The sequence below is a fragment of the Phaeobacter sp. JH20_34 genome (assembly GCF_048056095.1).
GTDB classification, from domain to species: Bacteria; Pseudomonadota; Alphaproteobacteria; order Rhodobacterales; family Rhodobacteraceae; genus Phaeobacter; species Phaeobacter bryozoorum.
This window is the reverse complement of sequence record NZ_JAYMWT010000004.1, coordinates 806,838-819,683: the sequence shown is the minus strand read 5'-3', so window position 1 is coordinate 819,683 and position 12,846 is coordinate 806,838. Positions and strand designations below refer to the sequence as shown.

12 protein-coding genes are annotated in these 12,846 nt (G+C 62.0%); all 12 read left to right on the top strand.

Annotated features, from left to right (window positions below; all coding sequences use genetic code 11):
• Nucleotides 1-406: 406 nt before the first annotated feature.
• The 12 genes from VWZ81_RS05475 to VWZ81_RS05420 all read left to right on the top strand — a co-directional run bounded on the left by VWZ81_RS05475 (nucleotide 407) and on the right by VWZ81_RS05420 (nucleotide 12,751).
• A complete protein-coding gene (locus VWZ81_RS05475; protein WP_416542272.1) occupies nucleotides 407-1,273 on the top strand; it encodes an FAD binding domain-containing protein in 867 nt (288 codons plus the stop codon).
• Nucleotides 1,270-1,752: a (2Fe-2S)-binding protein gene (locus tag VWZ81_RS05470; RefSeq protein WP_416542271.1), complete on the top strand. Its 483-nt coding sequence runs from the start codon at nucleotides 1,270-1,272 to the stop codon at nucleotides 1,750-1,752. The genes VWZ81_RS05475 and VWZ81_RS05470 overlap by 4 nt, the downstream gene beginning before the upstream one ends.
• The gene (locus VWZ81_RS05465) at nucleotides 1,752-4,022 is read left to right on the top strand and encodes a xanthine dehydrogenase family protein molybdopterin-binding subunit (protein ID WP_416542270.1); all 2,271 of its coding nucleotides are present in this window, start codon (nucleotides 1,752-1,754) and stop codon (nucleotides 4,020-4,022) included. The genes VWZ81_RS05470 and VWZ81_RS05465 overlap by 1 nt, the downstream gene beginning before the upstream one ends.
• A gap of 9 nt (nucleotides 4,023-4,031) precedes the next feature.
• Entirely contained in the window at nucleotides 4,032-4,322 is a 291-nt protein-coding gene (locus tag VWZ81_RS05460; protein WP_416542269.1) for a MoaD/ThiS family protein, read from the top strand.
• Nucleotides 4,323-4,409: 87 nt separating this feature from the next.
• Nucleotides 4,410-5,513 (top strand): S-methyl-5-thioribose-1-phosphate isomerase, encoded by a 1,104-nt coding sequence (gene mtnA / locus VWZ81_RS05455; protein ID WP_416542268.1) that lies wholly within the window; start codon nucleotides 4,410-4,412, stop codon nucleotides 5,511-5,513.
• A 7-nt stretch (nucleotides 5,514-5,520) separates the two neighbouring features.
• Nucleotides 5,521-6,192: a class II aldolase/adducin family protein gene (locus VWZ81_RS05450; protein ID WP_340545618.1), complete on the top strand. Its 672-nt coding sequence runs from the start codon at nucleotides 5,521-5,523 to the stop codon at nucleotides 6,190-6,192.
• 203 nt (nucleotides 6,193-6,395) lie between these two features.
• Nucleotides 6,396-7,466: a dipeptidase gene (locus VWZ81_RS05445; protein WP_416542267.1), complete on the top strand. Its 1,071-nt coding sequence runs from the start codon at nucleotides 6,396-6,398 to the stop codon at nucleotides 7,464-7,466.
• 91 nt (nucleotides 7,467-7,557) lie between these two features.
• Entirely contained in the window at nucleotides 7,558-9,153 is a 1,596-nt protein-coding gene (locus VWZ81_RS05440; RefSeq protein WP_340545620.1) for an ABC transporter substrate-binding protein, read from the top strand.
• Nucleotide 9,154: 1 nt separating this feature from the next.
• On the top strand, nucleotides 9,155-10,213 hold the full coding sequence (locus VWZ81_RS05435) for an ABC transporter permease (RefSeq protein ID WP_340545621.1): 1,059 nt from the start codon (nucleotides 9,155-9,157) through the stop codon (nucleotides 10,211-10,213).
• Nucleotides 10,210-11,145: a nickel transporter permease gene (nikC, locus tag VWZ81_RS05430; RefSeq protein WP_340545622.1), complete on the top strand. Its 936-nt coding sequence runs from the start codon at nucleotides 10,210-10,212 to the stop codon at nucleotides 11,143-11,145. Before VWZ81_RS05435 ends, nikC begins: the two co-directional genes overlap by 4 nt.
• Nucleotides 11,142-11,999 (top strand): ABC transporter ATP-binding protein, encoded by an 858-nt coding sequence (locus tag VWZ81_RS05425; RefSeq protein WP_416542266.1) that lies wholly within the window; start codon nucleotides 11,142-11,144, stop codon nucleotides 11,997-11,999. The genes nikC and VWZ81_RS05425 overlap by 4 nt, the downstream gene beginning before the upstream one ends.
• Nucleotides 11,996-12,751 (top strand): ABC transporter ATP-binding protein, encoded by a 756-nt coding sequence (locus VWZ81_RS05420; protein ID WP_416542265.1) that lies wholly within the window; start codon nucleotides 11,996-11,998, stop codon nucleotides 12,749-12,751. The genes VWZ81_RS05425 and VWZ81_RS05420 overlap by 4 nt, the downstream gene beginning before the upstream one ends.
• Nucleotides 12,752-12,846 lie beyond the last annotated feature (95 nt).

Here is a 12,846-nt window from a genome sequence, read left to right as displayed (position 1 = left end):
CCAACTTCGCCATTCAAACCCCTTTGATGGCGATATTTTCTAGAATATTTCTGGAATTGCCGCCGCCATAAAAGACTGGATCCGACACCGCAAGGGGCAAAAGCGTAATACCCTCCCCGTTTATGGGCCCCTGCCACCTGAGCGCGCCCTCGGTCGTTGCCCGGTGCGGTATGTGAACATCACTGCCGATTGTGCTTTGCGAGCGTGAGATTTCACGCCTATGTCCGAAACCGGCTGCGATGGCGGCTTGCCGAAGACTGCGCAAGGACGCAAGATACCGAAAAGCGCACCGCCTTGGCCCGCGGCCAGGCATATGCGTCGAGACAGCCCGCAGCGCATTCCATGCCCCGGACATCCGGACCCACCCATCAGCCACCTGCAGCAGGCCAGCAAAAGGACAGTCCCAATGAACTATCACCGACCAATCAGCTTTGCCGAAGCGGCGGAGCTGGCGGCTTCAGCATCGGGGGTTACCCGTGTTCTGGCCGGCGGCACCGATGTGCTGGTGCAGATGCGCGCCGATATCGTCACGCCGGATACGTTGATCGACATCAAGGCGATTGATGGCGTCCGCGACATCCGCAAGGAAAGCGATGGCAGCTGGACCATCGGCGCCGCGGTGGCCGGAGCCGAAATGTCCGAACATGATGACCTGTCGGCCGCATGGCCGGGCGTGGTCGAGGCGATGGACCTGATCGGATCCACCCAGGTGCAGGGCCGGGCCACGCTTGTCGGTAACCTCTGCAATGCCTCCCCTGCCGCCGACAGCGTGCCGGCTATGGTTGCGGCAGGTGCATCGGTCAGCATCACCGGACCTGACGGCAATCGCCGCGCCGCGGTCGTGGATATTCCGGCAGCTCCCGGCAAGACCACGCTGAAGCCCGGCGAGTTGATCACGGCGGTGCATCTGCCGCCCGCCGTGCCCGGTCAGGGCGACGCCTATCTGCGGTTTATCCCGCGAACCGAGATGGACATCGCCGTGGTCGGCTGTGGTGTCTGGCTTCGGCTGGAGGGCGACACCGTCGCGGATGCCCGCGTTGCCCTCGGAGCTGTCGCACCCACGGTACTGCTGGTGCAGGCCTGTGCCGATGCCCTGATCGGCTCCAGGCTGGACGACGCGGCCTTGGGGCGACTGGCCACCGCTGCCTCTGATGCCTGCTCACCGATCACCGACAAACGCGGCACCATTGCCTTTCGCACGCAGGTGGCGGGCGTGATGGCCCGCCGCGCCGCAGAAACCGCCTATGCCCGCGCCAAGGGAGACAAAGCATGAGCACGAAGATCCACGTCTCGGCCACCGTCAACGGCGATGCCGTCGATTACCTCTGCGATCCGCGCGAAACGCTGCTTGATGTGCTGCGCGACCGTTTGAACCTCACCGGTGCCAAGGAAGGCTGCGGCACCGGCGACTGTGGCGCCTGTTCGATCACTCTCAACGGGCGGCTGGTCTGTTCCTGTCTGGTGCTCGGCGTCGAAGCCGCAGGCCAGGAAATCGCCACCGTCGAAGGCATCGCTGCTGGCGAAACACTGCATCCGCTGCAACAGAAGTTCATCGACCACGCCGCGCTGCAATGCGGTATCTGCACGCCGGGCATTCTGGTCGCGGCCAAGGCGCTGCTGGAGAAGAACCCGGCCCCCAGCGAGACCGAAGTGCGCTATTGGCTGGCGGGCAATCTGTGCCGCTGTACCGGCTATGACAAGATCATTCGCGCCGTCATGGACGCGGCGGCAGAGATGCGGGAGGCATCATAATGGCTCTGGATCAACGCAAGACCGATTTCACCCAGGTGGGCACCCGTCCCAACCGCCCCGATGGTCTGGACAAGGTCACGGGCAAGGCGCGCTTTGGCGCCGATATCACGGCACCGGGAATGCTCTTCGGGGCCATCCTGCGCAGCCCTCACGCCCATGCCCGGATCAAACATATCAACACCAGCAAGGCCGAGGCGCTGAGCGATGTGAAGGCGATCGTCACCCGTGCCGATTTCTCGGACGCCATCAAACCGGCGCCGGGGCTGGAAGGCGAACAATGGAATGTGCTGGAAAACGTGATGGCGGGCGATACCGCGCTCTATGATGGCCATGCCATCGCGGCTGTGGCGGCCACCTCGGCCCTCGCCGCACGTGATGCGCTGAAGCTGATCGAGGTCGAGTATGAGGTGCTGCCCCATGTGACCGATGTCGATAAGGCAATGGCCAAGGATGCACCGGTGATCCGCGAGGGCGCTGCCGATTACTCTGTGCCGGAGGGGATGCACCCAAACGTGGTGCGCTACCACGAAAGCGGCCATGGCGATGTCGAGGCGGGCTTTGCCAAGGCCGATCTGGTGGTCGAGGAGCATTTCGTCACCGAGGCCACGCATCAGGGCTATATCGAACCCCATGCCTGCCTTGCCCAGCTGGGACAGGACGGCAAGGGTGAACTGTGGTGCTGTACGCAGGGCCACTGGTATGTGCAGAAGAACTGCGCGGCGCTGTTGGGGATTGAGACATCGCAGCTGCGCGTCACCGCCTCGGAAATCGGCGGCGGTTTTGGCGGCAAGACCACGGTGTTCATCGAACCTGTCGCACTGGCCCTGTCGCGCAAGTCCAATCGCCCGGTCAAACTGGTGATGAGCCGCCCCGAGGTGTTCCGCGCCACCGGCCCCACCGCCTCGACCTCAATGGATATCAAGATCGGCATGACCGCAGACGGTATCATCACCGCAGCACAGGGCACCTTCCGCCTACAGGGCGGTGCCTTTCCGGGTGCGCCTGCGGATATGACCGCAATGTGTGCCTTTGCGCCCTATGATCTGAAGAACGTCCAGCAGATTGGCTATGACGTCATGAGCAACCGCCCCAAACAGGCGGCCTATCGCGCGCCCGGCTCGCCGATGGCGGCCTACGCGGTGGAATCCGTGATTGACGAGCTCTGCCGCAAACTGGATCTCGACCCGATCGAAGTGCGCCTGAAAAATGCCGCGCGCGAGGGCACCAAAGCCTCCTACGGGCCAAAGTTCGAACGCATTGGTCTGGTGGAAACGCTCGAGGCTGCCAAGGCGCATCCCCACTACAGTGCCCCGCTGAAACCCGGTCAGGGGCGCGGGATCTCCTGCGGCTTCTGGTTCAACCATGGTGGCGAAACCTCGGTGTCATTGTCGCTGTCAGAGGATGGCACCTGTCAGATTTCTGTTGGCACGCCCGATATCGGCGGCTCCCGCGCCTCCATGGCACTGATGGCGGCAGAGGTTCTGGGCATTCCCTATGAGAGCATCCGCGTCACCATCGCCGATACTGCCACGCTTGGTTATAACGACGTCTCCCACGGCAGCCGGGTGACCTATGCCAGCGGCCTTGCCACGATCAAGGCGGCAGAGGATGCCGTGGCCAAGCTCAGCAAACGTGCCGCTGCCAAATGGGGTATCCCCGAGGATGCTGTGAAATGGGAGGACGGCCATGCCGTGCCCTCCGGTCCCAATGCGGGCAACTTCGACCCGATGCCGCTGGCGGAGATTACCCGCGACATGGGCAAGACCGGTGGACCGATCTCGGGCCATTTCGAGGCGACGCCCGAAGGGGCCGGCGTCTCCTTTGCCACCCATATCGTCGATGCGGAGGTGGATCCCGAAACCGGCAAGACCGCTGTGACGCGCTATACGGTCATTCAGGATGCGGGCAAGGCGATCCATCCCACCTATGTCGAAGGTCAGTTTCAGGGCGGTGCCGCACAGGGCATCGGCTGGGCGCTGAATGAGGAATATATCTACGGCGAGGACGGGCGGTTGCAGAATGCAGTATTCCTCGACTATCGGATCCCCGTCGCCTCGGACCTGCCAATGATCGACACGGTGATTGTCGAGGTGCCGAACCCCGGTCATCCCTTTGGCGTGCGCGGTGTCGGCGAAACCTCGATCTGTCCGCCTCTCGCGGCCATCGCCAATGCAGTCTCTGCGGCGGCGGGGGTGCGGTTGTATGCGCTGCCGATGTCGCCACCGCGCATTCTGGCCGCCCTGGATCAGCAGCGCGCCAAGACGGGCTGAGGCGCCGCAATGGCACCTGAGTACAGCACCACAGGTCAGGGCGCGGGCACACCGCGCCTGACCGTACACCTCTGGTCGGGCCTGCGACGGTTTGCAGATGGGCAGGACGCAGTGGAGGTTCAGGCCGCCACAATCGGCGGGATGATCGCAGCGCTCAAATCTGCCTATCCCGCACTTGCACCGGCTCTCGACGCAGGCGTATCCGTTGCTGTGGACGGCCGGATCATTGCTGCCAGTCTTGATGAACCGCTCCGGCCCCAGAATGAAATCTACCTCATGCAGAGGTTGCGCGGCGGCTAGCTGCGCAAGAGGATTGCACTTTACCGCCAATGCGCTAGGACGGCATCAGCCGCGGCGCTGGGCCAGCCATCAACGGAGGACACCGCAGTGAAGGTCAACGGCACACATTATCGCTCGCTCTGGTGGGACGAGGATCAATCGGTTCTGATGATTATCGACCAGCGTTGGCTGCCCCATGAGTTTCGCATTCAGCCGGTTGCAACACTGGATGATTTCGCGACCGCCATCGTCGAGATGCGGGTGCGTGGCGCGCCGCTGATCGGAGCCACCGCCGCCTATGGCATGGCGCTGGCGGCCGAGCTTGATCCTTCGGACGGTGCGCTGGAGGCCGCTTGGGAGCAGCTCAATGCGACCCGCCCCACTGCGATCAACCTGCGCTGGGCGCTAAACCGCTGCATGGAGGTCCTGCGTCCCCTGCCCGAGGATGAGCGTGCTGACGCCGCACTGAAACTGGCCCATGCAATCGCCGATGAGGATGTTGAAATCAACCGGCGCATCGGCACTTACGGGCTGACCCTGATCCGTGAGATCGCACAGAAGAAACCCGCAGGTGAGCCGGTGCGGCTGCTCACCCATTGCAATGCAGGCTGGATCGCCACGGTTGACTGGGGCACCGCCACCAGCCCGATGTATCAGGCCCATGATGCCGGAATTCCGATCCATGTCTGGGTCGATGAGACCCGCCCGCGCAATCAGGGCGCGCTGACCGCCTGGGAACTGGGCAGCCATGGTATTAGCCACAGCTACATCACCGACAATGCCGGCGGTCATCTGATGCAGCACGGACAGGTCGACCTGGTGATCACCGGCACCGACCGCACCACGCGTCAGGGTGATGTCTGCAACAAGATCGGCACCTATCTGAAGGCACTGGCAGCCCATGACAACGGGGTGCCCTTCTATGTCGCCCTGCCCTCGCCGACCATCGACTGGACGGTGACCGATGGCGTTGCCGAGATCCCGATCGAGGACCGCGACAGCCGCGAGGTAAGCCATGTTCAGGGCGTGCTTGATAGCGGCGATATCGGGCTTGCGCGTGTGACACCGGACGGCACGGTCTGCGGCAACCCGGCCTTTGACGTGACCCCCAATCGGCTGGTCACCGGGCTGATCACAGAGCGCGGCATCTGCGATGCCTCTGCCGACGGGCTGGCGGCGCTGTTCCCTGATCTTGTCCGCAAGGCCGGGTGACCGCGCCATGATCAGACCCGCCCCGGATGACAGCCGCGCCCTGCGTCAGTCCATCATTGATGCCTGCCTGGAGATGAACCGGACCGGCATCAATCAGGGCACCTCCGGCAATATCTCCCTGCGGATCGCCGGGGGTGACATGCTGATCACCCCGTCCGGCATCCCTTATGAGGCGATGAGCCCGGAGATGATCGTCCGAATGCCGCTTGCGGGCGGGCCTGATCCCGAGGATGCACAGCCGGCCCCGTCGTCGGAGTGGCAGTTTCATCAGGCGCTGCTTGCGGCGAAGCCGGAGGCGATGGCGGTCGTCCATGCCCATCCGGCGCATTGCTGCGCTCTCGCCGTGAACCACATGACGATCCCGGCCTGCCACTATATGGTCGCGGCCTTTGGCGGAGATGACGTGCCGCTGGCGGATTACGCGCTGTTCGGTACGGCTGAATTGTCGGATCATGTCGTCCACGCCATGGCCGACCGCCACGCCTGCCTGATGGCAAACCATGGGGCCCTCGTGACCGGTGATACGCTGGCGCGGGCGATGTGGCGCATGGTGGAGCTGGAGAGTCTGGCGCGGACGTACATACTGGCCCGCAGCATCGGCACACCAAAACTGCTAAGCACGGCGCAGATGGAGGAGGCGCTTGCTGCCTTCGCCACCTACGGGCTGAAACAGGCCTGACCAGCCGAGTCGCCATTGCGCGATAATCGAACATCTTCCCGGCCCGGTCGAACGACCAGCGGGCAAGATGACCGCTGTCACGCCATTCCTCCCAGTTAGATGGCAGTTTTTGGGCCGTCGTCCGTCTTATCCGGGAAACGGGCGTAAATTCCCTTGCGTTAGCGCAAAAGATACGACCTCATATCAGGGAATTAGGAAGAAATATGACTGACCCTCTGATTTTCGACGGCCACAACGATGTTTTGCTGCGATTGCACAATCGCGATATTTCATCCGGCGTGGACGGGTTCCAAGGCAACGGCGGGCGCCAGATTGATCTGGCCAAAGCGCGCACGGGCGGCTTTGGCGGCGGCTTCTTTGCGATCTATATTCCGGATGGCCACAGTCTGGATAGCGAAGACGAGATGATGGCAGACAGCTATGATATGCCGCTGTCGGCGGCGATCAGCTGGCCCGATGCCGCCCCTGTCGCGCTGTCGCAGGCGTCCCTGCTGTTTCAGCTGGAAAGCGACGGCGCGCTGAAGGTCTGCCGCACAACCGAAGATATTCGCGACTGCCTCTCGACCGGGATGATGGCGGCGGTGCTGCATATGGAGGGCGCGGAGGCAATTGATCCGGATTTCCACATGCTCGACCTGCTTTATCAGGCCGGGCTTCGCTCAATCGGTCCGGTGTGGAGCCGCCCGACAAGGTTCGGCCATGGCGTGCCCTTCCGGTTTCCGGGATCACCCGATACCGGTCCGGGGCTGACGGAGGATGGCAAACGGCTGATCCGGCGCTGCAATGATCTGGGTGTTATGATCGACCTGTCGCATCTGAACGAGGCCGGTTTCTGGGATGTGGCCAGGCTGAGCGCAGCGCCGCTGGTGGCCACCCATTCCAATGCCCATGCGCTGACGCCGCACAGCCGTAACCTCACCGACCGCCAGCTGCACGCGATCCGCGACAGTGACGGGATGGTCGGCCTGAACTTTGCGGTCGCCTTTCTGCGCGAAGATGGTCGGATGGACGAAAACACCCCAATTGACCGGATGCTGCGCCATATCGACCACCTGATCAGCCAGCTCGGCGAGGATCGGGTTGGTTTCGGCTCGGATTTCGACGGGGCCACCGTGCCGCGGGAGATCAGGACCGTTGCAGGCCTGCCCGCGCTTCGCGCCGCTCTGCGTCACCACGGTGTGAATGAGACGTTGATGAAAAAACTATGTCACGACAACTGGCTGCGGGTTCTGGATGCCACCTGGCGCAGCCCGAAAACGGAGGCGCGCAGCTGACCGGCGTGCGCTCCGGTTCAGACCCACACAACAACAAGACGCTGACAACAGCGCGATATTCCAAGATCAAAAACACAATAGGGAGTTAAAGATGAAAACCATTCATACCCTTCTTGGCACCGCCGCGCTGGGGCTGGCGATTGGCCTCACTCCGATGGCGACCATGGCTGAGACGCCCGCCAATATGCTGGTTATCGCCAACCGCATTGACGATATCACCACGCTGGATCCGGCGCAGAGCTTTGAATTTGCGGGTGCCGATGTGATCCGCAACATCTATGGTAAGCTGGTCAACTTTGACCCCTCCGATCTGGACGCAGGCTATCAGCCCGATCTGGCCGAAAGCTGGACCGTCTCCGAGGATGGCCGCACCATCACCTTTACCATGCGCGAAGGCGTGACCTTCCAGTCCGGCAACCCGGTCCGGGCCGAGGATGCGGCGTTTTCGCTGAAGCGCGCGGTCATTCTGAACAAGACGCCGTCCTTCATCATCACGCAGTTTGGCTTTACGCCCGAAAACGTCGATGAAACCATCAAGGTTGACGGCAATACGCTGTCTATCACCACCGACAAACGCTATGCGACCTCCTTTGTTCTGAACTGCCTTACGGCGACCATCGGCGCCATCGTCGACAAGGAACTGGTCATGGCCAATGAGGTCGATGGCGATATGGGCAACAATTGGCTGACCACCAATTCGGCAGGCTCCGGCCCCTACAGCCTGGCCAGCTGGAAGCCGAAGGAAAGTGTCACCCTGAGCGCAAACCCCTCGTATTATGGCGGTGAGCCAGAAATGAAGCGCGTCATTGTGCGCCACGTTCAGGAAAGCGCAACCCAGCGCCTGATGCTGGAACGCGGTGATATCGACGTGGCCCGCGATCTGACGCCCTCGGATGTGGACGGTCTGGCCGGTGTTGAGGGTGTCGAGGTGCTGCGCGAAATGCGCGGCCGCCTGATGTATGTCTCCTTCAACCAGAAACACCCGGAACTGTCGAAGCCGCAGGTCCGTCAGGCGCTGAAATATCTCATCGACTATGACGGTATGGAAAACAGCTTCCTGAAGAACTGGTATGTCGGTCACCAGAACTTCCTGCCGAAGACCTATCTGGGCGCTGTGGACGAAAACCCCTTCTCGCTCGATGTCGAAAAGGCCAAGGCGCTGCTGGCAGAGGCCGGTGTCGAGAATCTGGAGCTGACGGTCGGTGTGCGCGAGGCGCAGGAACGGCTGGAAATTGCACAGTCGCTGCAAAACACCTTTGCACAGGCCGGGATCACGCTGAACCTTGAGGTTGGCACTGGCAAACAGATCTTGGGCAAATACCGCGCGCGGGAACTGGATATCTATCTGGGCGCATGGGGCCCGGACTATCCTGATCCGCATACCAATGCGGGGACCTTTGCCTATAACCCGGATAACTCGGACGAAGCCAATGCAACCGGTCTTCTGGCCTGGCGCAACGGCTGGGACACCGGCGGGCTGACGGAAAAGGTTGCCGCCGCCGTGGTCGAGGGCGACACCGACAAGCGCGCCGAGATGTACCACGAAATTCAGGCAGAGTTCCGCGACACAGCCCCCTTTGCCATCATGTTCCAGCTGATCGAACAGGCTGGCATGGCCGACAATGTCGAAGGGCTGAGCCTCGGTGGGGCGATCACCTCCGTCGCCTACTGGGACGTGACCAAGTAAAATGGCGAATTTCGCAACAGAAACGGAGCGGCGGCCCTGGCTGCCCCTCCCCCCTTGGGCGCGCGGCACACTGGTGACGCTGTCGTCCATCGCCGTCACCATGCTGGGCCTCTTGTTCGTGACCTTCCTGATCGGTCGCGTGATGCCCATCGATCCGGTGCTGGCCATCGTGGGCGAACGCGCCACCGAGGAGCAGTATAATGCCGCCTATCGTGAGCTGGGTCTGGACCGGTCGCTGGCTATTCAGTTTTTCTACTATGTCACCGATGTGCTGCGCGGTGATTTCGGAACCTCGCTGCTGACCGCGCGGGATGTCTCCTCCGATATCGCGCGCGTGTTTCCGGCGACCTTTGAACTTGCCACTATTGGCATTCTCTTCGGCTGCATTCTGGGCGTGCCGCTGGGGGTCATCGCCGCCGTACGCCGGGGCAGCTGGATCGACCAGATTGCCCGCGTGATTGCACTTGTGGGCTATTCCATGCCGATCTTCTGGCTCGGCCTGATGGGGCTCTTGCTGTTCTACGGCATTCTGGGCTGGGTCGGAGGCCCCGGACGTCAGGGTATTTTCTACGAGGATATGATCCCGTCGGTCACAGGCATGATCCTGGTGGACTCGCTGATTGCAGGTGACTGGGGCGCGTTTCGCGACGCGTTTTCTCATATCGTGCTGCCCGCCGCGCTGCTCGGCTATTACAGCCTTGCCTATATCAGCCGCATGACGCGCTCGTTCATGCTAGAACAGCTCTCGGCGGAATATATCACCACCGCCCGCGTCAAAGGCATGAGTGAATGGGCCGTGGTCTGGACGCACGCATTTCGCAATATCCGCGTGCAGCTGATCACCGTGATCGCCCTCAGCTATGCCAATCTGCTTGAGGGATCGGTTCTGACCGAAATCATCTTTTCCTGGCCGGGGATCGGCAGCTATATCACCACCGCACTTTTGTCGGCTGACATGAATGCGGTACTGGGCGGTACAGTTGTTGTGGGGCTCGTGTTCATCTGCCTCAATATCTTCTCCGATCTTCTCTACAAAGTCTTTGATCCGAGGTCGAAATGAGCCTGTCATCGCAAACCCCGGCCCCTCAGCAGGGCCTGCGCGCCTGGCTGCTGACCGACACGCCGAGATCGCGGCGTCAGGCCCGGCTAGCGGCACTCTATCAGGGCTGGCTGTCGCTGAAGCAGAACCATATGGCGATGGTCGGGCTGGCCATCCTGATTTTGTTGATCTCCATCGCGCTGCTGGCGCCGGTGATCGCGCCCCATGACCCATATGTGCAGAATCTCGCCAATCGGTTGCAACCGTTGGGCAGCGAGGGGCATATTCTGGGCACGGATTCCCTTGGTCGTGATATCCTCAGCCGGTTGATCCATGGTGCCCGCATCACCCTCTATATCGTGGCGCTGGTGGCGCTGATTGCACCGGTTGCGGGCCTTCTGGTTGGCACCGTCTCCGGCTACGTCGGCGGCTGGGCCGATATTATTCTGATGCGGATCACCGATATTTTCCTGGCGTTTCCACGGCTGGTGCTGGCGCTGGCCTTTGTCGCTGCTCTTGGCGCCGGGATCGAAAACGCGGTGCTGGCGATCTCGCTCACTGCCTGGCCGCCCTATGCACGGATGGCGCGGGCCGAGACACTGACGATCCGCTCCTCCGACTATATCAGCGCGATCCGCCTGCAAGGCGCAGGCCCGCTCAGGATCATCATCAAACATATCTGGCCACTCTGCATCTCCTCGCTGATCGTTCGGGTGACGCTCGATATGGCAGGCATCATTCTGGCCGCCGCCGGTCTGGGATTCCTCGGCCTTGGCGCCCAGCCACCAAGCCCGGAATGGGGCGCGATGATCTCCGAAGGGCGCCGGTTCATCCTCGATCATTGGTGGGTGGCCACCATGCCCGGTCTTGCCATTTTTGCCGTTTCGCTGGCGTTCAACCTGCTCGGAGATGGCCTGCGCGACGTATTGGACCCAAAGGACAGCGCCTCATGAGCCCGCTTCTGGATATCGAAAACCTCTGGGTGCGGTTTCCCACCCGCAATGGCATCTTTGACGCAGTGCGCGGTGTGTCCTTCTCGCTCGGCCGTGAACGGCTCGGCATCGTTGGGGAAAGCGGCTCTGGCAAGTCAATGACCGGTCGCGCCATCCTACGACTGATCCGGCCACCCGGCATCGTCGAGGCGGATCACATCAATCTGCACGGCGAGAACCTGCTGGCAAAATCGGAGCGCGAGATGCGCAAGGTTCGCGGCGAACAGATCTCCATGGTGATGCAGGATCCCAAATTCTCGCTCAACCCGGTGATGACCATCGGCGATCAACTGATCGAAGCCCACCGCCTGCACAGCAAATCCACCAAGACCGAGGCCTATGCCAAGGCCTTGGAAATGCTGGAGGCCGTGTCGATCCGCGACCCGGAGCGCGTGATGACCGCCTACCCGCATGAGATGTCGGGTGGCATGGGGCAACGGATCATGATTGCCATGATGCTGATCCCAAACCCGGAAATCCTGATCGCGGATGAGCCGACCTCGGCGCTGGATGTCTCGGTGCAGGGACAGGTGCTGTCGATCATGGATCGGCTGGTGAAGGAACGCGGCATGGGGCTGATCCTTATCAGCCACGATCTCAATCTGGTGTCGCAGTTCTGTGATCGGGTGCTGATCATGTATGCAGGCCGCATCGTCGAGGTCTGCGACGCCGATCAGCTGCACGAGGCGCAGCACCCTTATACACGAGGTCTACTCGGCAGCCTGCCCCGATTTGATGCTCCGCGTCCTCGGCTTGAGGTGCTGCAACGTGATCCCGCCTGGCGGGATGCGCCTAGCGTGGAGGGTCGCAGATGACAATGGCGCTGGAAATCAATAACTTAAACGTCTATTTCGGCGACCGTGGCGCATTGGTCCATGCCGTGAAATCGGCGTCTCTGGCGGTCGAGACCGGCGCCAGTTTCGGCCTCGTCGGCGAAAGCGGCTCAGGAAAATCCACTATCCTGAAAGCCATCACCGGTCTCGCGCCGCAGTGGAATGGTGAGATATCGGTTGAGGGCAAACGGCTTGGACCGACCCGTGACCGCGCATTCTACAAGACCGTTCAGATGGTGTTTCAGGATCCCTATGCCTCGCTGCACCCGCGTCAATCCGTGGATCAGGTGCTGTCGGAGACACTGCATCTGCACGGGTTCCGCGACATCGATGCACGGGTGGAACAGCTGCTGCAGGATGTCGGCCTTGGGCCGTCGTTCCGCTTTCGCTATCCGCACCAGCTGTCCGGTGGTCAGCGGCAGCGCGTCGCCATCGCCCGCGCGCTGGCCCCACGGCCGGATATCCTGCTGCTGGACGAGCCGACCTCGGCGCTGGATGTCTCGGTACAAGCGGAGATCCTGAACCTTCTCAGCGATTTACGTGCCGCGCATGGGCTGACCTTTGTGATGGTGTCTCATGACCTCGCGGTCGTTGCGCATATGTGTGATGCGGCGGCGGTGATGCAGCATGGCGAGCTTGTAGAGGTGCTCAGCATTGATGCCATGCGCGCCGGGCAGACACAGCACCCCTATACGCAAACGCTGCTACGGGCCTCGGCCAATCGGGTGGCCTGAAATGGGGCTGTCAGGGGTCTGACAGAGAGCTGCCAAGCGGGCGACGCCCCTCGGAATGCGCCGCGCACGGGACGGTAACCTGAGATTAAGGCCAA